The sequence below is a fragment of the Rhizobium ecuadorense genome (assembly GCF_001187535.1).
In the GTDB taxonomy this organism is placed as follows: Bacteria; Pseudomonadota; Alphaproteobacteria; order Rhizobiales; family Rhizobiaceae; genus Rhizobium; species Rhizobium ecuadorense.
Genome location: NZ_LFIO01001164.1, coordinates 41,588 through 67,195, shown reverse-complemented (window position 1 = coordinate 67,195; position 25,608 = coordinate 41,588). Strand labels below are relative to the sequence as shown.

At 61.1% G+C, this 25,608-nt stretch carries 27 protein-coding genes and 2 tRNA genes; 14 read left to right on the top strand and 15 right to left on the bottom strand.

All coding sequences use genetic code 11. The features are described from left to right. Positions 1-114: 114 nt before the first annotated feature. On the bottom strand, positions 115-1,005 hold the full coding sequence (locus AF337_RS25015) for a DUF2497 domain-containing protein (RefSeq protein WP_049734254.1): 891 nt from the start codon (positions 1,003-1,005) through the stop codon (positions 115-117). 82 nt (positions 1,006-1,087) lie between these two features. On the opposite strand from AF337_RS25015, the gene AF337_RS43345 reads away from it, so the two are divergent. Continuing rightward, the gene (locus tag AF337_RS43345) at positions 1,088-1,243 is read left to right on the top strand and encodes a hypothetical protein (RefSeq protein ID WP_160320346.1); all 156 of its coding nucleotides are present in this window, start codon (positions 1,088-1,090) and stop codon (positions 1,241-1,243) included. A 50-nt stretch (positions 1,244-1,293) separates the two neighbouring features. On the opposite strand, the gene AF337_RS25010 is transcribed toward AF337_RS43345, so the two are convergent. Then, on the bottom strand, positions 1,294-1,959 hold the full coding sequence (locus AF337_RS25010) for a protein-L-isoaspartate O-methyltransferase family protein (protein ID WP_190238081.1): 666 nt from the start codon (positions 1,957-1,959) through the stop codon (positions 1,294-1,296). A 443-nt stretch (positions 1,960-2,402) separates the two neighbouring features. Continuing rightward, positions 2,403-2,476, bottom strand: a tRNA-Cys gene (locus tag AF337_RS25005). Between the two features lie 138 nt (positions 2,477-2,614). Between AF337_RS25005 and AF337_RS25000 the strand changes: the two genes are divergently transcribed. Continuing rightward, a complete protein-coding gene (locus AF337_RS25000) occupies positions 2,615-2,950 on the top strand; it encodes a KTSC domain-containing protein (protein WP_049734253.1) in 336 nt (111 codons plus the stop codon). On the opposite strand, the gene AF337_RS24995 is transcribed toward AF337_RS25000, so the two are convergent. Then, positions 2,947-3,285: a hypothetical protein gene (locus AF337_RS24995; RefSeq protein WP_049734252.1), complete on the bottom strand. Its 339-nt coding sequence runs from the start codon at positions 3,283-3,285 to the stop codon at positions 2,947-2,949. The genes AF337_RS25000 and AF337_RS24995 overlap by 4 nt on opposite strands. A 100-nt stretch (positions 3,286-3,385) precedes the next feature. After that, a complete protein-coding gene (locus AF337_RS24990) occupies positions 3,386-3,703 on the bottom strand; it encodes a hypothetical protein (protein ID WP_049734251.1) in 318 nt (105 codons plus the stop codon). A gap of 117 nt (positions 3,704-3,820) precedes the next feature. On the opposite strand from AF337_RS24990, the gene AF337_RS24985 reads away from it, so the two are divergent. After that, positions 3,821-3,895: transfer RNA gene (locus AF337_RS24985), tRNA-Asn, on the top strand. Between the two features lie 321 nt (positions 3,896-4,216). On the opposite strand, the gene AF337_RS40795 is transcribed toward AF337_RS24985, so the two are convergent. Beyond that, positions 4,217-4,531, bottom strand: a complete 315-nt coding sequence (locus AF337_RS40795) for a hypothetical protein (protein WP_082336858.1) — start codon at positions 4,529-4,531, stop codon at positions 4,217-4,219. A gap of 253 nt (positions 4,532-4,784) precedes the next feature. On the opposite strand from AF337_RS40795, the gene AF337_RS24980 reads away from it, so the two are divergent. Next, positions 4,785-5,030: a hypothetical protein gene (locus AF337_RS24980; protein WP_049734250.1), complete on the top strand. Its 246-nt coding sequence runs from the start codon at positions 4,785-4,787 to the stop codon at positions 5,028-5,030. 434 nt (positions 5,031-5,464) lie between these two features. Here AF337_RS24980 and AF337_RS45610 read toward each other — a convergent pair whose 3' ends face one another. Further along, complete coding sequence (locus AF337_RS45610; protein WP_082336857.1) at positions 5,465-5,644, bottom strand: hypothetical protein; 180 nt, start codon at positions 5,642-5,644, stop codon at positions 5,465-5,467. 83 nt (positions 5,645-5,727) lie between these two features. Further along, positions 5,728-5,853, bottom strand: coding sequence for a hypothetical protein (locus AF337_RS46095; RefSeq protein ID WP_280138867.1), 126 nt, complete (start codon positions 5,851-5,853; stop codon positions 5,728-5,730). 150 nt (positions 5,854-6,003) lie between these two features. On the opposite strand from AF337_RS46095, the gene AF337_RS24975 reads away from it, so the two are divergent. The 3 genes from AF337_RS24975 to AF337_RS24965 all read left to right on the top strand — a co-directional run bounded on the left by AF337_RS24975 (position 6,004) and on the right by AF337_RS24965 (position 9,712). After that, positions 6,004-6,924 carry a hypothetical protein gene (locus AF337_RS24975; RefSeq protein WP_049734249.1) on the top strand — a complete coding sequence of 307 codons (921 nt, stop codon included), beginning with the start codon at positions 6,004-6,006 and terminating at the stop codon, positions 6,922-6,924. 193 nt (positions 6,925-7,117) lie between these two features. Then, positions 7,118-9,232 carry a catalase gene (gene katE, locus AF337_RS24970; RefSeq protein WP_049734248.1) on the top strand — a complete coding sequence of 705 codons (2,115 nt, stop codon included), beginning with the start codon at positions 7,118-7,120 and terminating at the stop codon, positions 9,230-9,232. A gap of 132 nt (positions 9,233-9,364) precedes the next feature. Further along, complete coding sequence (locus AF337_RS24965) at positions 9,365-9,712, top strand: low affinity iron permease family protein (protein WP_049734247.1); 348 nt, start codon at positions 9,365-9,367, stop codon at positions 9,710-9,712. A 13-nt stretch (positions 9,713-9,725) separates the two neighbouring features. Here AF337_RS24965 and AF337_RS24960 read toward each other — a convergent pair whose 3' ends face one another. Continuing rightward, positions 9,726-10,133, bottom strand: a complete 408-nt coding sequence (locus AF337_RS24960; protein WP_049734313.1) for a low affinity iron permease family protein — start codon at positions 10,131-10,133, stop codon at positions 9,726-9,728. 209 nt (positions 10,134-10,342) lie between these two features. Here AF337_RS24960 and AF337_RS24955 point away from each other — a divergent pair, with 209 nt between their 5' ends. Next, positions 10,343-11,434 (top strand): extracellular catalytic domain type 1 short-chain-length polyhydroxyalkanoate depolymerase, encoded by a 1,092-nt coding sequence (locus AF337_RS24955; protein ID WP_049734312.1) that lies wholly within the window; start codon positions 10,343-10,345, stop codon positions 11,432-11,434. A gap of 69 nt (positions 11,435-11,503) precedes the next feature. Here AF337_RS24955 and AF337_RS24950 read toward each other — a convergent pair whose 3' ends face one another. Next, positions 11,504-11,803 carry a DUF6074 family protein gene (locus AF337_RS24950; RefSeq protein WP_049734246.1) on the bottom strand — a complete coding sequence of 100 codons (300 nt, stop codon included), beginning with the start codon at positions 11,801-11,803 and terminating at the stop codon, positions 11,504-11,506. Positions 11,804-12,002: 199 nt separating this feature from the next. Here AF337_RS24950 and AF337_RS24945 point away from each other — a divergent pair, with 199 nt between their 5' ends. Continuing rightward, positions 12,003-13,268, top strand: coding sequence for a glycerate kinase type-2 family protein (locus tag AF337_RS24945; protein ID WP_049734245.1), 1,266 nt, complete (start codon positions 12,003-12,005; stop codon positions 13,266-13,268). Between the two features lie 12 nt (positions 13,269-13,280). On the opposite strand, the gene AF337_RS24940 is transcribed toward AF337_RS24945, so the two are convergent. From AF337_RS24940 to AF337_RS24920, 5 genes are all read right to left on the bottom strand, one after another. Then, the gene (locus AF337_RS24940; protein ID WP_049734244.1) at positions 13,281-14,234 is read right to left on the bottom strand and encodes an NAD-dependent epimerase/dehydratase family protein; all 954 of its coding nucleotides are present in this window, start codon (positions 14,232-14,234) and stop codon (positions 13,281-13,283) included. A 97-nt stretch (positions 14,235-14,331) separates the two neighbouring features. Next, entirely contained in the window at positions 14,332-15,288 is a 957-nt protein-coding gene (locus tag AF337_RS24935) for a lytic transglycosylase domain-containing protein (protein ID WP_049734243.1), read from the bottom strand. A 254-nt stretch (positions 15,289-15,542) separates the two neighbouring features. Then, positions 15,543-16,202 carry a peroxiredoxin gene (locus AF337_RS24930; RefSeq protein WP_049734242.1) on the bottom strand — a complete coding sequence of 220 codons (660 nt, stop codon included), beginning with the start codon at positions 16,200-16,202 and terminating at the stop codon, positions 15,543-15,545. Between the two features lie 289 nt (positions 16,203-16,491). After that, on the bottom strand, positions 16,492-17,490 hold the full coding sequence (locus AF337_RS24925; protein ID WP_049734241.1) for a TRAP transporter substrate-binding protein: 999 nt from the start codon (positions 17,488-17,490) through the stop codon (positions 16,492-16,494). Positions 17,491-17,506: 16 nt separating this feature from the next. Further along, positions 17,507-19,336 carry a TRAP transporter large permease gene (locus AF337_RS24920; RefSeq protein WP_049734240.1) on the bottom strand — a complete coding sequence of 610 codons (1,830 nt, stop codon included), beginning with the start codon at positions 19,334-19,336 and terminating at the stop codon, positions 17,507-17,509. Between the two features lie 257 nt (positions 19,337-19,593). Between AF337_RS24920 and AF337_RS24915 the strand changes: the two genes are divergently transcribed. The 5 genes from AF337_RS24915 (at position 19,594) to nirB (ending at position 25,604) form a co-directional block, all read left to right on the top strand. Further along, positions 19,594-20,181: an ANTAR domain-containing response regulator gene (locus AF337_RS24915; protein ID WP_037092785.1), complete on the top strand. Its 588-nt coding sequence runs from the start codon at positions 19,594-19,596 to the stop codon at positions 20,179-20,181. A 34-nt stretch (positions 20,182-20,215) separates the two neighbouring features. Further along, on the top strand, positions 20,216-21,499 hold the full coding sequence (locus AF337_RS24910; protein WP_152971177.1) for a CmpA/NrtA family ABC transporter substrate-binding protein: 1,284 nt from the start codon (positions 20,216-20,218) through the stop codon (positions 21,497-21,499). Next, positions 21,489-21,716 carry a hypothetical protein gene (locus AF337_RS42560; RefSeq protein WP_152971176.1) on the top strand — a complete coding sequence of 76 codons (228 nt, stop codon included), beginning with the start codon at positions 21,489-21,491 and terminating at the stop codon, positions 21,714-21,716. Before AF337_RS24910 ends, AF337_RS42560 begins: the two co-directional genes overlap by 11 nt. 178 nt (positions 21,717-21,894) lie before the next feature. Then, positions 21,895-23,136, top strand: a complete 1,242-nt coding sequence (locus AF337_RS24905) for an MFS transporter (protein WP_049734238.1) — start codon at positions 21,895-21,897, stop codon at positions 23,134-23,136. 17 nt (positions 23,137-23,153) lie between these two features. Then, complete coding sequence (nirB, locus tag AF337_RS24900; protein WP_049734237.1) at positions 23,154-25,604, top strand: nitrite reductase large subunit NirB; 2,451 nt, start codon at positions 23,154-23,156, stop codon at positions 25,602-25,604. Positions 25,605-25,608: the final 4 nt, after the last annotated feature.

Genomic DNA, 25,608 nt, shown 5'->3' with positions numbered 1-25,608 from the left:
TTCTGACCAATTTCGAGGTTCGAGGGTGGCGTTTGTAAATAGGATGGGCACGGGCAAGTCAATAAAAAAGCCGCCCCGGAGACCGGAGCGGCTTTTCAGGAAAAAGCAATCCGATCAGCGGCGCGGGCCGCGCGCCACGCGCTCGATCTCCTCGCGCACCAGCCGCTCGACCAGCGTCGGCAGATTATCATCAAGCCATTCGCGCAGCATCGGGCGCAGCATATCCTCTGCGATCTCATCAAGCGAGCGGCGCTCAGCACCGTCGATCGCGGCAGCGAGCTCTTCGAAAGAGCGGCTGATCTGCAGACCGGCACCCTCCGAAAGCAGCGTCGGCTGCACCTCGTCCACAAGGCTCGGCAGGAAAGCTTCGGCCGAGGACTGAGCGGGTTCCAAAGCCGGCGGCACCTTCTCGACGGCGGGCAAGGGCTCGGCCATCGCGGGCGCCGCCTCGGCGACTGCGACCCGCGGTGCGTCCGCAAATACCGGCTCGGCCGGCTGCTCGATCACGACCTGGGGAACGGGCGCTGCAGCAGGGGGGAAAACAGGCTGCATCGGCTGCGGCTGCGGTATTGCTGCCCGCGGTGCTTCCGGCATCGGGGCCGGCTGCGGTTCGGGCTGGCGGAAGCCGCTGGGAATTTCACGCAGTGCCTGACCGGCCTGCACGGCACTGCGCTCGGAGGCGGCGCGCACGCGGGCGGCGACATCGGCAAGCGACAGGGCGCGGGCCGGCACTTCAGGTTCGGGGGCGGTGCCGGCCGAATTGGCGGCGACGAAACGCGGATCGGAGGAGCGCATGGCCGGTTCGGGGAACTCCACGCCGGCATAGGTGTCATCAACCGTCAGATGGATATCGGAGCCGTTCTCATCCTCGTCGGCGCCGTAGACCGGCGGCAGGGATGCGGAAATCGCCTTGCCGGCGCCGGGCTCATTGCTTTCGATGATCTGGCGGATGGAGGCCAGAATTTCTTCCATGGACGGTTCACGCGCTACACTTGGCTGAGCCATTTCAATCCCCGTTATCCAAAAACAACGACCGGACGATGTGGAGCGGTCATCCGAATCACCGCGACCTTAGAATACCTCAGACGTGAAAAAAATCATCGCGAATCAAATGAATGAGGCCATGCACAGTTTTGTTACCCGATGTTTGCGAGGTGGCGGCGTCAGGATAAACGATGTTTGTGAAGGCTTTCCGGCGATGCGTAGATTTAAACTGCTACAGCGCCAAAAGGCGCTGCAATGAGAAACGGGCGCCGATGGCGCCCGTCGCTGACTTCATCGATGAAAACGGGATCAGAAAACGAATTCGCGCGCCTTGACGAAACCCGGCAGCGGCTTCACCGAAGCATTGAAGAAGACGTTTTCCGAAACGGCGCCGCGCTCGGCAACGAACACCTTCGCCCGGGCGGCATTGCCGTAACCTTCGACCGTGACCAGACGTCCACCATCGCGCAATTGGCCGAGAAGAGCAGCCGGAACCTCCTCGACTGCGCCGTTGACGAAGATCAGATCATAGGGAGCACCGGCAGCGTAGCCCTTTTCGAGCGGCCCTGTGACCACCTCGATCTTGGCGTAGCCGGCGAGCTGCGTCTTCGCCTCGGCGGCCAGCGCCTCGTCGCATTCGAGCGCGATGACGGAGCCGGCAATGATCGACAGCAGCGCCGATGTGTAACCGGTGCCGCAGCCGACTTCGAGGACGAAATCATCCTTGGTGATCGCAGCCAGTTGCAGCAGCTTGGCGAGCGGCGATGCCTCCATCAGGAAGCGGGCCGGCTTTCCGGGTGCGGCGGCCGATATCTCGACATCGTTGTCGATGTAGGCCAGCAGCTTCGCCTTCTCGGGCACGAATGCCTCACGCGGCACCGTGAGAAGCGCCGTCAGCACGGAATGCGAGGTAACGTCCGTCGTGCGAACCTGGGTGTCGACCATCTTTGCGCGCGCTGCTTCGAAATCCATCATGTCCTCTCGCTCTTGAAAGCGGTTCCTGTCCCTCGTCTCTTAATCCCCGCCACCGATGCTTTCAAGGCTTGGCAGCCGCCGACGAAAAGAATCCGGCAGGCGCTTCTTCCGCGCCACAGAGGCAACGAGGCCCTCCAATGCAAACGTGGAATCCCCCGCCCCTTCATGTTATGATCTTCAACGGAGGAAAGCAGGAGGAGCAGGCCATGTCTGCGATTTTCGAATATTTGACGCTGTTCGATTTTTTCATCATCGCAGCGCTCATCGGCATATTCTGCTGCGGGCTGCTGGACGGTGAAACGACCTTGAAGTGATCGAGGCGCCCAAGCGCGCTCAAAGATAGTTCCCCGCATGGCGGCAATCTCATGCCAGCGAGCGTCAGGCTACGCCTCAGGCGTCGTCGCTTGGGTACATTTCAGCGAATTGTGTCATGTGGGAAGATTTGGAGGCCTCGCCCGGAATTGAACCGGGGTACAAGGATTTGCAGTCCTCTGCGTCACCACTCCGCCACGAGGCCTCACAAGCTCGTTATCTGAGCCGTGGCGAGCGTTTAGAATGATCGCAAGGAAATCGCAAGAGGGCATTTCGGAAATCGTCAGCTTGACGATCGTTCTGCGGGCCTCATATTGCCACCGGGAGGGTGATAGGAGCTGCAATGGATTGGGCTGCCCTCAAATCGAAGCACGCGCATGCGGCATATGATGCCGACAGCCGTGATCTTCATGTAAAATTCCCGGGTTCTCCACCGGTGAAACATGCGGACATTCCGCCGCACGTCTACCAGAACCTGCTGGAAACCAGTGATCCGCACTTCTACTACAACTATTATGTTGCACCTTCCCGCGTCTCACCGGCCAGCCGACATCAGCTCTCCCTTTCCTACGCGCTGAAGCTCGCCCTGCTCCTTGCCGTCAGCAGCCTGCTGATGGTGACCAGTCTCGATCAGGCCCCCAACGGAGGTTTCGAAGAAAGCGAACTCAGGTCCAACTAGATTCGCGTGGGCGATGCCCCCGGCTCAACGGCGATAGGGCCTGCGGCCAGACGGTTAGTCGGGCCGTCGAAAGTGTCGCTTCTGTTCTGATTGCGATAGCGGCGATCGTTTCGGCCGCGGTCGTTATTGCCGTCACGCTCGTTCCGGCCGTTGAAATTGCGATAGTTGCGTGGCCCGTTATAGCTGCCGCCCTGGCCGTGATCGACCATGCAGCCTTCCGGACGGCGGCAGATGCCGCGAGCGTCAAAACCCCGGCTGTCGATGGCCTGAGCTTGGGCGGGAATGCCTGAGAGAATCGCCGCCGCCGACAGGGCGACAACAAAAAATGCCTTCATGTCCTCACCTGACCATTTTGACGCGTTTTCGTATTTTACCATCCATAGGCCACGGAGGCGAAAATCTATTCGCTGTTCCGCGACCGCTCCTCGGATGCTCTCAGCCAGCCGGTTTGCCCCGCCTGTGCCACCAGACCGCCAGCCGTCGGCGAAGCCGGCGCGCGACAGGCAGATCGTGCGAGAGCACAAGGAAGCCCAGCGGCAGCATCCAGAAGCCGAGGATCGGCAGGAAGCCCAGGAACCCGCAAAGAATGAGGGCGACGCCGATCGCCATCCGGGCGATGCGGGAGCGCGGCATGCCGATGCTGAAGGAGCCGAGCATAAGTCTGCCGCTTGCATGATCGATGCCGAAGCGCCTTGCCCGCTTCCCGGGCTTTTCGCCGCCCCTCGTCTCTTCGCGCTCATTCCGGTTCGTCATTCCCCAGAGATGGGCACAGACGACCCAAATACAAGTTCATTTCATTTTTTTGAAAAAACCGCTTGGCAAATCGGGCAAGCATTTGTATTAGCCCACTCACACCGCGCCAAGCAGTGATCCCTGGTAGCTCAGCGGTAGAGCATTCGACTGTTAATCGACAGGTCGCCGGTTCGAATCCGGCCCGGGGAGCCATTTTCAAGAAATTGCCTGTTTCGTTGATGAATCCGAAAACAGGCGTTTCCTTCTCACTTTTAGCCCTAAATCAGCATCCCCCTAATCCTTGCGAAAATTCACAAGACGCATAAATTCAATCGATCGAACAGCTTTTGCTGGTGACCACGGATGTACTGGCACCGTGCTGATGCAATCAAAGAGGTCGGGGCGAGCATTCGCCCCGGCCTTTTTCTTTGTTCAGACGCCGGAAACAAAACGCCCGGCGAGTTGGTAGCTCGACGGGCTGCTGTGGTGGTGGGAGGTCAGGTTGGCGGCTTCAAGGGGCCGGAGCACTGCCGACTAAAAATCGAAATACACGGTCACACCTGATCGACGACGATAGGGGTAATCGTCGCGATAGCCGTAATAATCACGATAGCCGTAGTGCCGAGGACGGTAGCACGAGCCGTAGTACCGGCAGTCGCGGTAAGCGTACCGGCTTTTCTTCCAGTGGCCATACGCATGTCCATTACCGTGGCGACGGTGTTTGACCTGCTCGACGTCGGCGGCGTGCATTGCTACCGGTTTCGGCACGGTGATCGGCGTGGCGTTTAGCGGCAGGGCGAAACATGCAGCCAAGACTGTGGCTGCGACTGCGGGAAAAAGCTTTTTCATCGGCGCATCCTTTCAGGCCCCGAGTCTGGGTTAATACGCATTAACCTGTCATGAACGGCTCTCCTCTGTGGAAATTTCCAGAAAGACATCAGCCGCCGCGCCCCAGTGTCGGAAGGGATGGTGATCGCGCCGGCCATCAGTGTTGGAGGAGCGGAGGTCACGTCAATGTGGCGCGGATTGCGCGACTCGAAAACAGCGGCGGCGCGTCACCTGCGGTAGCCAAAGAACCACCAAAGGTGTAGAGCCCATCGGCATGGCCCTAGACCCGCTCAAAGCACTCTCCGACTATTGCGAAGCCGATTGCACCGTGCAGTTCTGGGTCGCCGGCGCGCCCGCAGTTGAATTCAAATCTCTACAGGCCGCCGTGAGTTACGCTAGAAATAATGGCGGCCGATGGCAGGAGATCGAAATCACCGTGCATTTGCCCCGAGAGGATATCGTCTACGCAACCGACAAAGTGCACCAGTTGATCGATGCCTTGCGTCCTCGGGGCAAGTGACATTGTTGGAATAGATCCAAAGATCCAGGTCGCAAGAGAACAGCGTCACGTACGCCCGCGGGGCGCCAGCCTTTATCGACGGTGATTACTCCAGGGCTGGGCCGTCCTGGCGTTCGCCTTTAACGAAAGCAACAAGCGACGAACCGGCCATCTTTGCGTTGACGGTCGAATGATGTAGAGGCTGAGGCAGGACGCGACTGCCATTAACTTAAGAATGGGGTCGGGCGGCAGATTGACGTCACGTCGCTGCCACGAGATCACGTGGCCGTTCTCTCTCGATCATTGACGACGGCGCGATGAGCATTGCGCGCGGTGCTCTTGTCGGGGCTACCATCAAACGGAAAGGACGCCTGAAGCCGAGCGATCCTGCCGGCCAGACATTGCGCGTTCGCCAAAAGCCGACCTGATGCCTCCGGCAGGCAGAGCCAACCACCTTAATAGCTGCACGAACGACCGTCGCCGGGTCGGAAGCCGTCGGCGCAGGCCGGGTTCATGGAATCTCCCGGCTGATATCCCGATGCGTTGCCATATGAATTTGGTGGCGTCGCGCAAGCGGAAATCATGGCGGCAAGGCTGATGGCGCCGGCTGCTGCAAATGCCCGAAATCTGTTCATCGATGCTTCTCCCGTCTACGCCGTGATGCAGCCATGAGTGCCTCCCCTTGGGATCCACCCGAGTATTTCCCCAGAACGCACTCTCAGACCACCTTGAGTTTAAAGATATAGGCGCGCGCCTCGGCTGGCGTTAGCGCGAGCGCCCAGATTTCGTCGATCTTCATCATCCGCGTCTGAAGATCGTCGACGATCACGCCGGCCGGGAACAAACGCCGTGGTTAAAAGTTGAGTGGCACCAACCACGTAACGTCGGCTTTGACAGGAGGTCTCTCATGGGTCGCGGTATTCTACTTTGGCTGCTCGGTGTTCCACTGCCTATCATCATTCTTCTGGCTCTGTTTATGCGATAGGAACAGATCATGTCGGTTTCAATGACAGGTTCCGGAGAGGTTGCCACTCCGGTCGAATCCTCCAAATCGGCTATGACATGGGGGCCTATCTTCGGTGGCGCCGCCGCGGCGATAGGTGTCACCCTCATCCTTCTGCTTCTCGGATCCGGGCTCGGGCTGACGATGGTGTCGCCCTGGTCGGGGCAAAGCAGTTCGCTCGGGACACTCGGCGTGACGGCGGCGATCTGGCTTGTTCTCGTGCAGTGGCTCTCTTCGGCGCTCGGCGGCTATATTACCGGCCGGCTGCGGACGAAATGGGCTGCCGTCCACACGGATGAAGTTTTCTTCCGTGACACCGCGCATGGCTTCTTGAGCTGGGCTCTGGCGACGGTCTTCGTCGCCGGGTTTCTAGCATCGTCGCTGACTTCGCTGGCCGGCACGGGTGCACAAGCAGTGGGATCGGCCGCACAGGCCGTGGGAGCGACCGCCACTGCCGCCGGTACGGCAGCAGCATCGTCGGCAACCTCGCCGGTGGATCTTTCCACGTCCTATTTCACCGATGCGTTGCTGCGCCCCGATCAGGCTCGCGCCGCAGCGACATCGAATGATGCCGCGGCAACATCCGAAGTATCGCGCATCCTCCTCAACGGCGCCGCCGTGGGGCAGATTCCCGATGACGACAAGGCTTATCTCGCTACCATCGTCTCTTCGCGGACCGGCCTATCCGAAGCCGACGCACACACCCGCGTCGATACGGTGCTGAAGCGGATCGACGATGCCAAGGTCGCTGCCCAGAAGGCCGCCGATGAGGCACGCAAGACGGCTTCCACCACGGCCCTGCTCGGCTCGCTGTCGCTTCTGGTCGGGGCTTTCATCGCCTCGGCCGCCGCAGCGTTCGGCGGATCGCAACGCGACGAAGAGGAAGATCTCCTCGTCAGGCCTCGTGTCTAAGATTGATTGAAACCGGGGTGCGGGGTTGAAGGGCCCCGCACCCTATTTTTGTCTGCAGTCCGGCTTTGGTGTCGTTGGATCATCTGCTGCCGTCAGGCGGCCCCTTTCCTCAGTGGCGGTTTATTTCTCATCAAACGGAACATGTGGCCATTTTTGAGCTTCGGCTAGGTCACACCCTTTCCGGAGAAAATAGATGGCCAAGAAGACGAAGACCTCGCCCTCGGACAATGCGACGATTCATGATCAGAAACTGCACCGGGGTGCAGGCGGTGAGCTTCATCAGTTTGCCGAAGACGGCATGCCGGTGTTGACCACGGCGCAAGGCGGCCCCGTTTCCGACGACCAGAATACGCTTCGTCTCGGCGCCCGCGGTCCCGCCCTCATCGAGGATTTCCATTTTCGCGAGAAGATCTTTCATTTCGACCACGAGCGCATCCCCGAGCGGGTCGTGCATGCCCGCGGTTACGGCGCCCATGGCTATTTCGAAACATATGAATCGCTGGCCGCCTATACCCGGGCCGATGTTTTCCAGCGGCCCGGCGAAAAGACGCCGGCCTTCGTCCGGTTTTCGACAGTCGCCGGCAGCAAGGGTTCCTTCGATCTGGCGCGCGACGTGCGCGGTTTCGCGGTCAAGCTCTACACGCAGCAGGGTAATTGGGATCTGGTCGGCAATAACATCCCGGTCTTCTTCATTCAGGACGCGATCAAATTTCCCGACATCATCCATGCCGTCAAGCCGGAACCCGACAGGCAATTTCCGCAGGCGCAGTCGGCGCATGACAATTTCTGGGACTTCATCTCCCTCACCCCGGAAAGCATGCACATGATCATGTGGGTCATGTCGGATCGCGCCATCCCGCGCTCCTTCCGTTTCATGGAGGGGTTTGGCGTTCACACCTTCCGCTTCGTCAACGCCGCCGATGAATCGACCCTCGTCAAATTCCACTGGAAACCGAAACTCGGCCTGCAATCCGTCGCCTGGAACGAGGCAGTCAAGATCAACGGTGCGGATCCGGATTTCCACCGCCGTGACCTCTGGCAGTCGATCCAGTCAGGAAACTTCCCGGAATGGGAACTCTGTGTCCAGCTTTTCGATCAGGACTTCGCCGATAGCTTCGATTTCGACATCCTCGATCCGACAAAAATCATTCCCGAGGAGATCCTGCCGGTCAAACCGGTCGGCCGGCTCGTGCTCGACCGAATGCCCGAAAACTTTTTCGCCGAGACCGAGCAGGTCGCCTTCATGACGCAGAACGTTCCGCCCGGCATCGACTTCAGCAACGACCCGCTCCTGCAGGGACGGAACTTCTCCTATCTCGACACCCAGCTGAAACGTCTGGGCGGCCCGAATTTCACCCATCTGCCGATCAACGCTCCGAAATGTCCCTTCCACAATTTCCAGCAGGATGGCCACATGGCGATGCGCAATCCTGTCGGTCGGGTCAACTACCAGCCGAACTCCTGGAATCAGGGACCGCGGGAATCGCCGGTTCAGGGCTATCGCCACTTCCCGGCCGAGGAGCAGGGTGCCAAGGTCCGATTGCGGCCGGAAAGCTTTGCCGATCATTACAGCCAGGCCAGGCAGTTCTTCATCAGCCAGACCCCGCCGGAGCAACGTCATATCGCGGCAGCGCTGATCTTCGAGTTGAGCAAGGTCGAAACGCCGGTCATTCGCGAGCGCATGGTCTCCCATCTCATGAATATCGATGAGACGCTGGCCAGCAAGGTCGGCCACGCACTCGGCTTCAAATCGATGCCGAAGCCCGCCGATGCCGCCATGCCGACACGCCAGGATCTCGAGCCGTCGCCGGCGCTCAGCATCATCGAGCGCGGCCCCAAGCGGTTCGAGGGACGCAAGCTCGGTATTCTTGTTACCGATGGCACCGATGCCGCCATCTTCAGGGCGCTGCTTGCCGAAATCACCGAGCAGAAGGCAACATTCGAAGTGATCGCGCCAAAGATTGGCGGCGTCACGCTCTCGGACGGCAATTGGATTGAGGCGCACCAGATGATCGACGGCGGACCTTCGGTGCTCTACGACGCCGTCGCGCTGCTGCCCTCGTCGGCGGGAAGCAGCGATCTGCTGAAGGAGGCAACGGCGCATGATTTCGTGTCGGATGCCTTCGTGCACTGCAAGTTCATCGGCTATGTGGAAACAGCGCTGCCGCTGATGCAGAAGGCCGGCATTGCCGATTCACTGGATGAGGGTGTGATTGCGCTCGGAGCGGCCGGTGATGTCGCGGCCTTTATCAAGGCGCTCGGTCAACTGCGTATCTGGGGGCGGGAGCCGTCGGTCAAACTGAATTGACCGCCTTGTCGTCATCTAAAACCCGCGGAAACGCGGGTTTTATGCTGTTCGCAGCGCGCATTTATTGAGCCGGGGTGATGGAAACGGCTTCGAGCTGCTCCATCTTCCATGTTGTGCGCTGTGGAGAGCCGTATGCGCTGGCGTTTTCGACAGATCTCCGACTTTGCCGTCTTGTGGGCAGGACATCGCGCGGTCCTTGTGACGCTGATCATATTCGCAGTCCTGTGGGCGGCAGCCGGTCTGCACTTTTCCTTCCCACGGCAATGGTTTCTGCTAACCAACATGGTCGGTACGCTCATCATATTTTTCATTTTGCTGCTGGTGCAGCACTCCCAAAATCGGGACATGAGGGCGCTGCAAACCAAGCTCGACGAACTAATCCGATCGAGCAAGGCAAGAAACCACTGGATTGCTGCTGAAAAGAAAGATGCCGATGCCATCGAGGAAATGCGTCAGCAACACCACGACCAGAAACGATGAACTGAAGCGCGCATCAGGTGGACGCTGCCTCTGCGGCAGATTTCTCATCCGCTTTTTCCTCGACGCATTCTGCCTGCGCGGCAAGCGTCTTGCTCATTTCCCTGAGTTCACCCTCCTCCAGCTTTTCGATACCGACGAACTTGTTGGCAGCCTGGCTGGTCAGGATGAGCTCGTCGAGCTTGGCCTGCACCGCCTTGCCGTCGCGGTTCTGGCTGTTCTGGAGCACAAACACCATCAGGAAGGTGATGATGGTCGTGGTCGTATTGATCACAAGCTGCCAGGTTTCAGAATAGCCGAAAAAGGGGCCGGATATCGCCCAGGCAAGCACGAGCGTCAAAGCCGCGACAAAGGTGAACGGCTTTCCCGACAAATCGGCGACGACGGTTGCGAAGGAAGAGAAGAAGTTGGGTTTGTTCGACATCAAAAAAGCCTCGCTGGATCGCAGCATCCATGCTGACAATCGACAACATCAACGCCATTTCCGGGCCGAAGTTCCTCGCACCGGCGAGTTGCCCGCTCGCCGGCAAACCCGGCCACTCAGAAAATATGGTGCAGCGCAGCAACTTTCCGCCGACTGACGCGTTTAGTCAGGCATCACCGCCATCCCGGCAGCTGATGGTGGAGACTTTCATGAGATCTATGTCAGACACTATCGCACGCCTTGCTGCGCTGCGAGGAACGATTCGCCCCCGCCCCGCACAGGAAAATCCCGATCTGGTCGCCTTGGGCGCATTTGGCGCAAACCCGGGTGCTTTGGGAGGCTACACATACCTGCCGTCGAAATGCGCAAAAAACATGGCCCTGGTCGTCGTCCTGCACGGCTGCACCCAGACTGCATCAGGCTATGATATCGGGTCGGGGTGGTCGCGATTGGCAGAGGATTATGGTTTCGCGCTGCTGTTTCCCGAGCAACGAAGGGCAAACAATCCCAACCTTTGCTTCAACTGGTTTAACCCGGAGGACATAAGACGGGATCACGGCGAGGTCTTTTCCATTCGCCAGATGATCGCAAAGGTCATTGCGGAATACGGTATCGACAGCAGGCGCGTGTTCGTCACCGGGCTTTCGGCCGGCGGCGCCATGACTGCGGCCATGCTCGCCACCTATCCGGAGGTGTTTGCCGGCGGCGCGATCATTGCCGGCCTGCCCTATGCCAGTGCCGCGACCGCTCCCGAGGCGTTCGACCGGATGCGCGGTCACGGCGGGCCAAGCGCCAAAGAACTGGAACAGCGGTTGAGAAAAGCTTCAGGCCACAAAGGCCCGTGGCCGACAGTGTCGCTCTGGCAGGGAAGCGCCGACAGAACCGTCGCACCATCCAATGCGAATGCAATCGTGGAGCAATGGAAAAATGTCCACGGCGTCGACACCTCGCCAGCGCGCGTGGAAAATATCGGACGACATCAGCGAAAGGTCTGGACCGATGCTCATGGGGTCGAGGTGATCGAACTCCATACGATTGCCGGGATGGATCACGGCACGCCGCTCGATGTCATCTCCGGCTACGGGGCAAGCGGCCCCTTCATGCTTGACGTCGGAATTTCCTCGACCGTCGAAATTGCCAGATCCTGGGGTCTGGTTCCCTCGTTCGAAAAGCGGCGCAATGCAGAACCCTCCGCTACGCAACCGGAAAACGTCGCAGGTTCATTTGCAACGGGCCGCGACCGCGGCGGCATTCAGAAGGTCATTGAAGACGCCCTTCGGTCTGCCGGGCTGCTGCGGTAAAGCGATAGAACGGGAGCAGCCTGGCTGCTATGCCATTATGCCGGGGACCGTCCGCATCCAGGGAATACGCTATCGGTTTTGGGACTTGGGCACTGGCCCGTTTTGATGGCTGAGGACGAGTTCGATCTGGACATCCTGCTGAAACTGCAGCACGCGCTCGCCGACGTCACTCTCCGGCATCCCCGCTGCCAGAAGCTGATCGGCAAGCCTGCGGCATTCGGCCCTCCAGAATGCGATCGCATCCGCGCCGTGTCGCCGGCCGAGTTCACGGGCGCAGCGCTCGATATTGGCAGTTCCGGTTCCGGAGGGAAAAGCAATCACCACGCCTTCACTCGGGGCGGCGGGGCGGCAGGTCATTTCAGTAGCCATCGAACACAGGTTCCTTTGATCCTGTTCGTTGTCTACGGGACTATGGTTAATGCTTTCTATCGTTCTATCCGTTCCTTTCGAGGATTCAGAATTTGCAGTCCAAGGCCGCCACATTGCCTCGTCTTCGACCTTGACGCCGGCACGCCCATGCGCAGACAGTCCGCATCATGATCGACACTCCAGGCAGCAGAGACCACCGATGACGATAAGCGCTCCCCGCGATTTCCTGAAAGGCCTGTTCGACGCGGCGGTACGCGCCGCCGATCCGCTGACCGGCATCAAGGCGAACCTGCCCGACAGGCCGAAGGGAAAGACCGTGGTGATCGGCGCCGGCAAGGGTGCTGCGCAGATGGCACGGGCGCTCGAAAGCGTCTGGGACGGGCCGCTTACGGGTCTGGTGGTCACACGCTACGGCTATGGCTGCGAGACACGCGACGTCGAGATCATCGAGGCCGCTCATCCTGTTCCCGATGCGGCGGGACTTGCCGCGGCAAGACGGCTGATGGAGACGGTGAACGACCTGACGGAAGACGATCTGGTGATCGCGCTGATTTGCGGCGGCGGCTCGGCGCTGCTGCCTGCTCCGCCGGAGGGGCTGACCCTTGAAGACGAGATCGCCCTCAACGAAATGCTGCTTGCCTCGGGCGCACCGATCTCGGCGATGAACGTCGTGCGCAAGCATCTCTCGACCATCAAGGGCGGGAGACTTGCGGCAGCAACCAGAGCAAGAGTCGTGAGCCTGATCGTCTCCGACATTCCCGGCGACAACCCGGCCCATGTCGCCTCCGGGCCGACGGTGCCCGACGGTTCGACGCGGCACGATGCGCTTGACATCATCAAGCAATATGGATTGCTGCTGCCGCAGGCAGCGCTCGACCATCTAAACTCGCCGAAGGCCGATGCGCCGCGGCCGGACGACCCGGTCTTCTCACACCACGAACATCACATCATCGCCTCTGCCGGCGTGTCGCTGGAGGCCGCGGCGGCGCTCGCAAAGTCGCAGGGGATTGAGCCGGCCATCCTTTCAGATGCGATCGAGGGAGAATCGCGCGACGTAGCGCAGGTGCATGCGGCAATCGCCCGCGAGGTGCTCGGCCGGAACAGGCCGTTTTCGAAACCGGTCGTCATCCTTTCCGGCGGCGAGACGACGGTGACGCTCCGAGCCAAGGGCGGCAAGGGCGGGCGCAACGGCGAATTCGCGCTCGCCATGGCGCTTGCGGTCGACGGAGCAGAGGGCATTCATCTCCTGGCCGCCGACACGGACGGGATTGACGGCTCCGAAGACAATGCCGGCGCCTTTGCCGATGGCGGCACGGTCAAGCGCCTGCGCGCCGCCGGGCTCGATCCGCGTCGGCTGCTCGACTGTAATGACAGCTATTCGGGCTTTGCCGCCGTCGGCGACCTCTTCGAAACCGGCCCGACCGGCACCAACGTCAATGATTTCAGGGCTATCCTGATCCGTTAGCAGCCCGGCGGATCAAGTCTTGATCCGCCCCTGCCCGACCAGCCAGCCCACAGCCTCCTGCACCGCCTGCAGGGATGTATATCTCGGGGAGTAATCGAGCAGGCGCCGGGCTTTGGCGATCGAGCAATTCGGGCTGCGGGCGATATGCTCCCATGTCGCCTCGGCGTCTTCGGCCGCCTGGCTCTCGGCCCAGGCGTCGAATGGGGCGAAGCTGAGTTTCGGCTCTCGCCCGAACCAGCGCGACATGGCTTCGGCATATCCGCGAAGCGTCAGCGCCTGCGCCGAAACCGCGTGGAAACTTTCGCCGGTCGACGCATTCCAGTTGGCGATCGCATCCATGAACATCGCTGCCACGTCATCGGCATGGACGTGATGAACGGTCTCCAGGCCAAAATTGGGCAGCGCCAGGGCCTCGCCGCGAGCAAGGGTGGAAAAGACCTGCAGGTTGAAATTTCCGGCCGGATTGAGCGGCGCCCATCCGGGACCGACAATGTGACCGGGATGGATGATGGTCGCCGGAAAGCCGCGAAGCCGTGCCTGCTGCTGCAGATAGGTTTCGACCGCCGCCTTCTGGATGCCGTAGTCACCGAAAGGAGACTTCGGCGCCTCTTCAAGTGTCGGCACGGCGCTGGCGTGGCCATGTGTCCAGATCGTGCCGGTATGCAGGAAATGACCGACATGCCCGGATAGTGCCGTCACCAGCTGCTCGGCACTCTCCAGCGTGAAGCAGATCATGTCGATGACGATGTCGGCTTTCAACTCCCGCACCGCCGGGCCGAATTCACCCGTCCGCTCCATCGCTGCCCGATCCATCTGGCGCTGGTCGACGGAGGCCCAGGCGCGGTTTTCCGTATAGGGTTTTGCCGCGCCGCGGCTGATGGTGACGACGTCGTGCCCCGCCTCCACCAAGCGGGGAACCAGATAGGTTCCGACATGGCCCGTTGCCCCGATGACCAAAACCCGCATTGTCGTTCCTCCCTTTGGCATAGTCCACGTCGACTATGCTGCGCCGCGACGCGATCCTGCAAGCGGACTTTTCCCCAAGCTGGAGGAAGCGGCGCCGCTATCGATTTTTGAAAACCAGGCAGGTGCCGCCGTGCTTGCGGATCTGGTTGCAGAGGTCGTTGGCTTCCAGGCGCGTCTGCCGGCCGATGCGGGCGGCATAACGCGGGCGAAAGCCGAAGCTGCGATCGCGCTGGCGCAGGATCAGCGGCTGCTCCGCATCCAGGGGTGAAGGCAGATCCCGCACGGCATCGAGAAACAGGCGCCGGGCCACCGCGACATCCGCGTTCGCGGCAAGCTGAACACCCCAGGGTGCCCAATCGCCCTCCTGATGCCAGGGCGTGTCCTTCAATATCCGGCGTTCGGCAAGCGCCACGCAGCCATCGACAAAGGGCTTGTCCTTGTCGAGCGGGGCTGCCGCATCTTCCGGCGGATTGTCCTTCCACTCCTCCACCGTATGGGCGGTGATCGCCATGACGTAGCTGCGCGTCTCGTAAGGCAATCTCCCTGACGTAAGGTAAGAGGCAAGGCCGTTTTCGCCGACATTATAGGCGGCGGCGGCAAGGCCGAGATTGCCGAAACGGTTGCGCAATTCATCGAGATACTGCGCCGATTTCCGCAGCGCCTCCAGCACCTGGTAGCTGTCTTCGAGGCCACGCAGTTTCGCCGTTCCCGGCATGAACTGCGCAATCCCCTGCGCGCCTTTGAAGCTGACGGCATCGGGGCGAAAGGTGCTTTCGCGCCAGATGAGACGGGCGAAATAGTCCGGCGGCAATTGATTGGCGCCGGCGAAATGCTCGATCGCGGCGCAAAGGTCGCGATTGAAACTATCCTTGCGGATGCAGAGCGTCTCACCCGAACCCGACGCCGAAGGCCCGGAATAGAGGCAGGCCGGCTCGGCAGCGCTTACTTCCGGCTGGGCCTTTCCGGTGGCTACGGCGGAAAATAGAAAGCAGAGCGAAAGCATGGCCTTCGCCGATCTCTTCCCCATGCCGGACTGACGCCTTCGCCCTATCATCGGATCTCAGCAGGTTCGACTTCCATCGCAACGCTGATGCTAAAGCGCGTCGCATCAAATTTGATTCATGCAACGCGCTTTAGCTCATTGTTTTGATGCATACCGTTATCCCGGAACCGCATGCACACTTCCGGGCGACATGCATTAGATACCACCGATCAAGGCGCGAAGCTTCCCATTTCCGCAATGCCCGCACGAAAAAGCCGCCGGGCCAAGTGGCCGCGGCGGCTTCAGGAAAGCTTTGAAAACAGCAATCAGGCCGTCGGCTGCTTGGTCTTGCGGAGATAGGGCAGAACCGTATCGAAGGACCCGAAACGCGTGATGGCGTCCTCGTTGGAGACCGCGGCGGTGATGATGACGTCCTCGCCCTGGTTCCAGTTCGCCGGTGTGGCCACCTGGTGCTTGGCCGTCAGCTGGATGGAATCAATGGCGCGCAGGATCTCGTTGAAATTCCGGCCCGTCGTCATCGGATAGGTGAGGATCAGCTTGATCTTCTTGTCCGGGCCGATGATGAAAACCGAACGTACGGTGGCGTTATCGGCGGGCGTGCGGCCTTCCGAGCTCTCGCCGGCGCCGGCCGGCAGCATGTCGTAGAGTTTGGCGACCTTGAGGTCCTTGTCGCCGATCAGCGGATATTCGACGTCGAAGCCGGTGGCGGTCTTGATGTCGTTCTTCCACTTGGCATGGCTTTCCACGGGATCGACGGAGATGCCGATGATCTTGGCGCCACGCTTGGAAAAGTCTCCCGCCAGGCCGGCCATCGCGCCGAGCTCGGTCGTGCAGACCGGCGTGAAATTCTTCGGATGCGAGAACAGGACGGCCCAGCCATTGCCGATCCACTCATGGAAGCTGATCGGTCCCTGGGTGGTGTCGGCGGTAAAATCGGGGGCAATATCGTTGATACGTAAGCTCATGGTCGGCCCTCCAAAGCCTTGTGTTCAATGTCGTTTGTTTCAAATCGAGGCCCTGGGATCCGTCCGCCGGAAGCGGTCGCGAGATTGCGGTCAACAGGATCGCACCGGCCGAAGGTAAAAACTTCCCATTCCAGGATTATAAGTAAGTCATATACCACGATCGCCGAAGGCATGCTCTTTCGATTTCAGGCCTGCGGCGGCATTATTTTTCCGATGCATCCAAGCGACGATAGGGTCGATTTTTCAATCGACCCTGTCGGAAACATCAGGGGTCCGTTCCTCTCCCGCTTCAGGCCGCCTGAACGGCTTTGATCCGGTCGATGCCGCCGACAACAGGGGCGAAATCGGCCCAGACACCCTGGGCACCCTTCTGCCATTCCTCGAAGGCTTCGGGCTTCAACAGCTTTCCGCCATGGCCAAGCGCCGTCTCGACGGACTTTGCCTCGTCGTCGACGATCAGTTGATTGAAATAGGCCGCACCCTCGCTGGAGGCCTGCTGGAAGACAGCCTTCTGTTCGTCGTTCAGGCCGGCCCAGAAAGTCGAGGCATAATAGATGACGCCTGATGCCCAGATGTGGCCGGTCTCGGTCATATCAGGCACGACCTCATAGAGCTTGAAGCCTGCGTAGGCCGATTTGGTCAGGTCCATCGCATCGGCGACGCCGGTTGCGAGGGCATTGTAAGTCTCGGTGATCGGAATGCCGATCGGCGTGGTGCCGAATGCGCTCCAGAGCTTGGTGTGCAGCGGGCTCTGGATGACACGGATACGCTTGCCCTTGAGCTGCTCGGGCCGTGTCACCGGTTCCTTGGTCAGGAGATGACGGGCGCCGTAATTGATGAAATCGCCGACGACGAAATTCTGCGCCTGCAGCTTCTGCTTGAGATCGGCGCCGACATCGCCGCCGACGGTCCTGCGGACATGGTCGGCATCGCGGAAGAGGAAGGGCAGATCGAGGATCTGCAGTTCCGGCGCCCAGCCGGAAAGCGACGAGACCGTCGAGAGGCTCGCCTGGATCGAACCGAGACGCACGCCCTCGGCCACCTCCTTCTCGCCGCCGAGCGCACCGTTCCTGACGATATTGAACTTGAACTGGCCGGGAAGCTTGGCTTCGACCAGCTCGCCGATCTTCAGCCAGATCTTGGTTTCCGGCTTGTCGTCGCCGAGCAGCGAGGCGATCGTGATCGTCGTCGTGCGGGCGGCGGCCGTGCGGACGAAGGCAGGGGCTGCGAGCGCCGTTCCGGCGAGTGCTGCGGTTTTCAGGAAATTGCGGCGGTTGAGATTATCCATGGGATTATCCTGTTGATTAGAAAATGATGGCCCAGGCGCAGAGGATTGCGAGCGAGACCAGAAGGGCGAGCAGATAGGGAACCACCGCCCGGAAGAGTTCCGAGGCGGGAATGCGGGTGACGCCGCTGACGACGAAGATCAGCATGCCGAGCGGCGGCGTCAGTCCGTGGATCATCAGGTTGACGACGATGATGACGCCGAACTGGATGGGATCGATGCCGGCGGCGATCGCGGCCGGCAGCAGGATCGGGCCGAAGAGCAGGATCGCGGCGCCGATGTCGAGAACGACACCGACGGCGAGCAGAATGACGTTCGACAAAAGGATGACGGCAAACGCGCTGCCGCCGAGCGCCGACGTCAGATGCGAGATCAGCGATGACACGTCGTCGACCGCCAGCAGGAAGGCGAAAGGGCCTGCCGTGCCGATCAGCAGACCGATCGCCGCCGCTTCGACCGCCGCCTGGCGGAAGGCGGCATAGAGCGAGAGGATGCCGAGCCGCGCGCCGATGCCGAGCAGCAGCGAGTAGAAAGCCGCGAGTGCGGCCGCCTCTGTCGTCGTGACGATGCCGATGCGGATGCCGACGACGACGATGACGCCGAGCCCGAAGGCGGGGATCGCCTGGACCGCCGATTGCCAGCGCTGTCTCGCGCTGGCTCGCGGCAACGGCACCTGCTCACGCACGGTCAGATGGATAGCAACCGCCAGGCATATGGCCATCAGCCCGCCGGCGAAAAAGCCGCCGACCAGCAGTGCGCCGACGGAAAGATTGGTCGCCGAGGCAAGGATGAGAAAGGCGATCGACGGCGGGATGATGTTGTCGAGAACCGAAGTCGAGGCGATGATCGCCGCCGCCTGCGCCTGAGGATATCCGTGTTTGACCAGCTCGGGCTGGAAGGTCGATGCACCGAAAGCGGCATTGGCGACCGAGGAGCCGGAAGCGCCGGAAAAGAGAACGCTGGTCAGAAGCGTCGTCTGCGCCAGCCCGGCCCGGCGATGGCCGACCATGGCGGCGGCGAAGCGCACGAGCTGATTGGCGACGCCCGACGCCGTCAGCAGTCCGCCGGCGAGCAGGAAGAAGGGAATGGCGAGCAGCAGGAATTTCGATATGCCGGTAACGGTCGAAGAAACGATCGCCGGCTCCGGCAGGCTGCTGCCGAAAGCGATGGCGGCATAGGCTGCGGCGAGAAAGGCGTGCGGCAGCGGCGCGGCAAGCACCAGACCGATCGCCGCGATCAACCCGAGGAAGATGCTCGGCGGCCAATCGAGATCGAGCGAGATATGCGGGATGCCGGCATAGAGCGCGATGCCGAGGGCCAGCGAAAGAGCAACCGGCAGGACCCGGCCTTCGGCGACGCGCTGCAGAAGCAGCACAACGAGGATCAGCGCGCCGCCAGCGCCGAGGAAACCGAAGCGGATCCATTCCGGCAGGCCGAGCGTCGGCGAGACGCCGCCGAGCATCGTCATAATCTCGCGGGCGCCGAAGGCAAGGATCAGCGCCGAAAGCACGGTGAAGACATCGGCGCCGATCCGCGTCGCCTTCTGCAGGCCTTCCGGCAACATCCTGACGAAAACGTCGAGGCGCATGGCAAGCGCACTGTTGAGGCTGAGCGGCGCGCCGAGCGCGATCAGACCCACATGCAGCCATACGCCGAGATCCTCGGCGCCGATGAAGCCGGTGCCGAAGAAATAACGCAGGAAGACGGTGACGAGCACCATGAAGAGCAGCACGGCGAGAATGAGTGCTGCGGCAATGCCGAGAACCGCCTCGATTGCCCGCAGCAGGCGGGCTACCACCCCGTTGTCCAGAGCGGTCCGGTCGATCGGATGAATTTCACTGGCGGCCAATAAATTTGCCTCTGCCCTCAACATCAGGCGCTTCTCTCCCTCAAAGGATCGAGGTCGAAGAGCGTAACGCCTTTTCGCCGAAACGGAGCGCTTGCTCAAGCGGTGACAGACCGCAAAATGCGTTATCGGCACCCGGCTTCCGACCGCCCGCAGCCCGAAAGTTCGGCATCATGATCATTTTTTAGGCGCCAAAATTCATGCACATTTTTGAGGCGTGCACCTTGCCAGAATTGCTGCAGCGCGTCATAAATATAGCCATGACGCATCTCGATCTGACAATTCTGGTGATCGACGAAAATGCCATACGCGCCTCCATCATCGAAGAGGGACTGCGCGAGGCAGGGCATGCGCGCGTCACCGTGGTGCATGAGGTCAACGGCATCGCGCGCACCATCGAAACGCTGATGCCCGACGTGATCATCATCGATATCGAAAACCCCAATCGCGACATGATGGAGCATCTGTTCCAGCTGACGCGCACGGTCAGCCGGCCGATCGCCATGTTCGTCGACCGCTCCGACACGGCCTCGATCGAGGCTGCCGTCGATGCCGGCGTCTCGGCCTATATCGTCGACGGATTGAAGAAGGAACGCGTCAAACCGATCCTCGACATGGCCGTCAGCCGCTTCAATGCCTTCAACCGGCTGCGGCGGGAACTTGCCGATGCCCGGTCGGCGCTGGAGGAACGCAAGCTGATCGAGCGCGCCAAGGGCATCTTGATGAAGATGCGCGGCCTCTCGGAGGAAGAGGCTTTCGCGCTGCTGCGCCAGACGGCGATGAACGAAAAGAAGAAGATGTCGGAAATCGCCCAGAGCGTTGTCACCGCCGCGGGACTTTTGATGTGATGGCGGGCCTCCTGCATTTCCGGAGGAAACCGGAGTGAATATGATGATGAAGACCGCCAAATCAGGCGGCGAGCTGGCCTCGCCCGCACATATCAACAATGAAGGGCCGAAAGTGCTGCGGGCCGGCTTCATTCCGCTCGTCGATGCATCGGTGCTGATTGCGGCGGCGGAATTCGGCTTTGCGCAGAAGGAAGGCCTGACGCTCGATCTCGTCAAGGACGTCTCCTGGGCGAATGTCCGCGATCGCCTGGCATTCCGCCAGTTCGATATCGCCCATATGCTGTCGCCGATGCCCATCGCCTCCATGCTCGGCCTCGGCTCCAATCCCTCGCCGACGATCACGCCGTTTTCGCTGGGGCGCGGCGGCAATGCGATCACGCTGTCGACGCGGCTCTTCGACAGGATGCGGGATGACGCCGGATTGCCGGAAACGGCAAGCGCGCTTGATAACGCCCACGCGCTCGCAAAAACGATCGCGGCGATGAAGGCGCGCGGCGAGCCGCTGCCGACCTTCGGGGTCACCTATCCCTTCTCCTCGCACAATTACGAATTCCGCTACTGGCTGGCGGCTGGCGGCATCGATCCCGACAAGGACGTCAAGCTCGTCGTCGTGCCGCCGCAGCTGACCTCGGACGCATTGGCGGCTGGCGCAATCGACGGTTTCTGCGTCGGCGCGCCTTGGAACATGGTCGCCTCTGAGCGTGGCCTTGGCCGCATCGTCGCCACCAAACAGGACATCTGGCCGTCGGCCCCGGAAAAGGTGATCGGCATGCGGCCGGATTGGGCCGAAAGCCATCCGGAGACTGTTTCCCGGCTGATCGTGGCGCTCGATGCGGCAGCCCGCTGGTGCGACCGGCCGGACAATCACGACGCGCTGGCAGGAGTTCTTGCCGATCCCCGCTATATCGCGGCGCCCGTCGAGATCATTCGCCGCGTTCTCGCCGGCGAATTCAGCCTCGACGCCAAGGGCAACCACCGGATCATCGCGGATTATTTCCAGTTCCATTCCGGCTTCGCCAACTATCCCCGGCCAAGCCATGCACTTTGGATCTACAGCCAGATGATCCGCTGGGGACAGGCCGATGCCAGTCTCAACAAGGCGCGTGCCGCCGCATCCGCCTACCGCCCGGATCTCTACCGCACGGCCCTCGGCGACGAAAACGCGCCCGATGACGCTGATATCCGCATCGAAGGCAATGATGAGGGCGACCGTTTCATGGACGGCCACGTCTTCGATCCGGGGCAATTGCCGGACTATGTCGCGAGCTTTGCCGTCAAAAGCGCCCTGCCCTTCGCTTCCCATAGCGATGACACTTGATCCCTGCCGGCCTGCACAAAACGCCAGCAAAATTCGACGCCCGCCATCACCGCAACGCACAAAAGATTTGCATGTTTTTTGGCAGCCGCAAAAACGAGCAGATGGCCGCATTTTAAAAATACCATTTAAATTCAATAATTTAAAACAAAAACACCAAACTGGCACGCAGCTTGCAAGGCTATTACAGCACAGATCAATGGCGATCAGCGCAGCATGAGGGCCCGATAGGCGCTCGCAGAAGACCATAAATTCGGCGCCCAACGGCGGGCGCTACCAGCAAAGCCGCTGATCAGGATATTTCGCGCGCCTCGTGCATGCGCAGCCTGACCAGCGGCTTTTTGTTTTTAACCCTCAGCGATGAATCGGCCCGACCTTTGTCGGGTCACGGAGAAGCCATGTCTGTCATCGAGAAAGTGCAGCCCATGTCCGACGGCGAACCCGCCAAAGCATTGTGGATCTCCACGGTCGCTTTCACCCTCTGTTTCGCGGTCTGGACGATCTTTGCGATCATCGGCATCCGCATCAAGCAGGACCTCGGCCTGAACGAGGCGGAATTCGGATTGCTGGTCGGCACCCCGGTTCTCACCGGCTCGCTCGTACGCATCGTGCTCGGCATCTGGACAGGGCGTTACGGCGGCCGTCTCGTCTACACGCTCACCATGCTTGCTGCCGCATTGGCGACCTTTCTGCTCTCCTATGCCCAGACTTATACCCAAATGCTGATCGCCGGCCTCGGCGTCGGGCTTGCCGGCGGCTCCTTCGCCGTCGGTGTCGCCTACGTTTCGCCCTTCTTCCCGGCGGAAAAGCAGGGAACCGCGCTCGGCATCTTCGGCGCCGGCAATGTCGGCGCGGCCGTGACCAAATTCGCCGCTCCCTTCGTTCTGCTCGCCTGGGGCTGGCAGGCGGTTGCGGAAATCTGGGCCGTCTGTCTGGCGCTGATGGCGATCATCTTCTGGTTCACCACAACCGATGACCCGGCCTTCCGTCTTCGCCGCGAACGCAGCGTCGCCTCCAAGAGTTTCGCCGAGGAATTCGCGCCGCTGCAGAACGTTCAGGTCTGGCGTTTCTCGCTCTACTATTTCTTCGCCTTCGGAGGCTTCGTCGCTCTGTCCCTGTGGCTGCCGCGTTACCTGGTCGGCGTCTACGGCTTCAACCTCGAAACCGCCGGCATGATCGCGGCCGCCTACTCCATCCCGGGCAGCATCTTCCGCGCTTTCGGCGGCGTGCTGTCGGACAAGAAGGGTGCGCGCAGCGTGATGTATGCGATGCTGGCCGTATCCGCCGTGGCCACGCTCATTCTGTCGCTGCCGGCTACGACCATCACGCCGGTCATCTTCATCATCGTCATCTTCGTGCTCGGCTTCTTCATGAGCCTCGGCAAGGCCGCCGTCTTCAAGCACATCCCGGCCTACTATCCCGAAAGCGTCGGCGCGGTCGGCGGCATCGTCGGGATGATGGGCGGACTCGGCGGCTTCATCCTGCCGATCGCCTTCGGTTTCCTCAAGGACATGACCGGCCTTTGGTCCAGCTGCTTCCTGCTGCTCTTCGCGGTCGTCGCCATCTCGCTCGTCTGGATGCACCTGTCCGTCAAGCAATTGTCGCGCCAAGGGCACTCGGCGCCCGTGGCTGCAACCTGATCTAAGGACTTGGAAATATGACAGAAAAACTCGTCATCATCGGCAATGGCATGGCGCCCGGGCGCATGCTGGAGCACCTCCTCGAACGCGCGCCCGGACGCTATGAAGTTACGATCTTCAATGCCGAGCCGCGCGTCAATTACGACCGCATCATGCTGTCGCCGGTTCTCTCCGGAGAAAAGGACTACGAGCAGATCATCATTCACGGTGACGGCTGGTACATCAAGCACGGCATCATGCTCTACAAGGGCCACAAGATCGTCAACATCGATCGTGTCGCCAAGACCGTCACTTCCGACCACGGCGTCACCGAAAGCTACGACAAGCTGGTGATCGCCACCGGCTCCGTGCCCTTCATCATCCCGGTTCCCGGCAAGGATCTGCCCGGCGTCATCACCTATCGCGATCTCGACGACGTGCAGGCGATGCTGCTTGCCGCTCAGTCGCGCGAAAAGGCCGTCGTCATCGGTGGCGGTCTGCTTGGGCTCGAAGCGGCGGCCGGCCTTGCCCAGCGCGGCATGGACGTCACCGTGCTGCACGTCATGCCGACGCTGATGGAGCGCCAGCTCGATCCCGCCGCCGGCTACCTGCTGCAGAAGGCGGTCGAGGAACGCGGCATCAAGGTCATCTGCAAGGCCAATACCAAGGCGATCGTCGGCAACGGCAAGGTCGAGGGCATCGAACTCGACGATGGCCGCATCATCCCGGCGACGCTCGTCGTCATGGCCGTCGGCATTCGTCCGAGTGTCGGCCTGGCGAAGGACGCCGGCCTTGCGGTCAATCGCGGCATCGTCGTCGATGCCGGCATGCAGACTTCGGATGGCGATATCTTTGCGCTCGGCGAATGCGCTGAGGTGGGCGGCATGGTCTACGGCCTCGTCGCGCCGCTCTACGAGATGGCCCGCATTGCCGCAGCGCATCTCTGCGACGACCGTTCGCCGGCTTTCGTGCATGCGGACACGCCGACCAAGCTCAAGGTCACCGGCATTGAACTCTATTCGCTCGGCGATTTCGCCGACGGCGACGACCGCGAGGAGATCGTGCTGCGCGATGCTTCAGCCGGCGTCTACAAGCGCCTGGTGCTAAAGGACAACAAGATCATCGGCACCGTGCTGTACGGCGAGACCGCCGACGGCGCCTGGTTCAACGACCTGAAGAAGAAGGCGACCGATATTTCGGAGATGCGCGAGACGCTGATCTTCGGACAGGCCTATCAGGGAGGGTCGCCGCTGGACCCTATGGCGGCCGTTGCAGCCTTGCCGGATGACGCGGAAATCTGTGGCTGCAACGGCGTATGCAAGGGCAAAATCACCTCGACGATCACGGCCAAGGGACTGACGTCGCTCGACGACGTGCGCGCCCATACCAAGGCGTCCGCCTCGTGCGGCTCCTGCACCGGCCTTGTCGAGCAACTCATGGCGCTGACGCTCGGCGACGGCTACAATCCGGCTGCCGTGCAGCCGATGTGCACCTGCACCGAGCTTGGCCATGACGATGTTCGCCGCCTGATCAAGGCGAAGGGGCTGAAGAGCATCCCTGCCGTCATGCAGGAACTGGAATGGAAGACTTCCTGCGGCTGCGCCAAGTGTCGGCCAGCGCTCAACTATTACCTGGTCTGCGACTGGCCGGACGAATATGCCGACGACTACCAGTCGCGTTTCATCAATGAGCGCGTCCACGCCAACATCCAGAAGGACGGTACCTACTCCGTCGTTCCCCGCATGTGGGGCGGCGTCACCAATTCGAACGAGCTGCGCGCCATCGCCGATGTCGTCGACAAATTCGAAATCCCGATGGTCAAGGTGACGGGCGGCCAGCGTATCGACCTGCTCGGCATCGAGAAGGAAGATCTGCCCGCCGTCTGGGCCGATCTCGGCAAGGCCGGCTTCGTCTCCGGCCAGGCCTATGCCAAGGGCCTGCGCACCGTGAAGACCTGCGTCGGCTCGGACTGGTGCCGCTTCGGCACCCAGGACTCCACCGGTCTCGGCATCCGCATCGAGAAATTCATGTGGGGCTCATGGACCCCGGCCAAGCTGAAACTGGCCGTGTCCGGCTGCCCGCGCAACTGCGCCGAAGCAACCTGCAAGGATATCGGCGTGATCTGCGTGGATTCCGGTTTCGAAATCCATTTCGCCGGTGCCGCCGGTCTCGACATTAAGGGCACCGAGGTGCTCGGCCTCGTGAAGACCGAGGACGAAGCGCTGGAGCATATCGTGGCGCTGACGCAGATGTATCGGGAACAGGCCCGCTATCTCGAGCGCATCTACAAATGGGCCAAGCGCGTCGGCCTGGAGGAAATCCGCCGCCAGATCATGGGCGATGCCGAAAAGCGCAAAGCCTACTACGAGCGCTTCGTCTTCAGCCAGAAATTTGCCCAGGTCGATCCCTGGTCGGAGCGTGTTTCCGGCAAGGACAAGCACGAGTTCAAGCCGATGGCGACGATCGGCTATCCGCAGGCTGCCGAATAAGGAG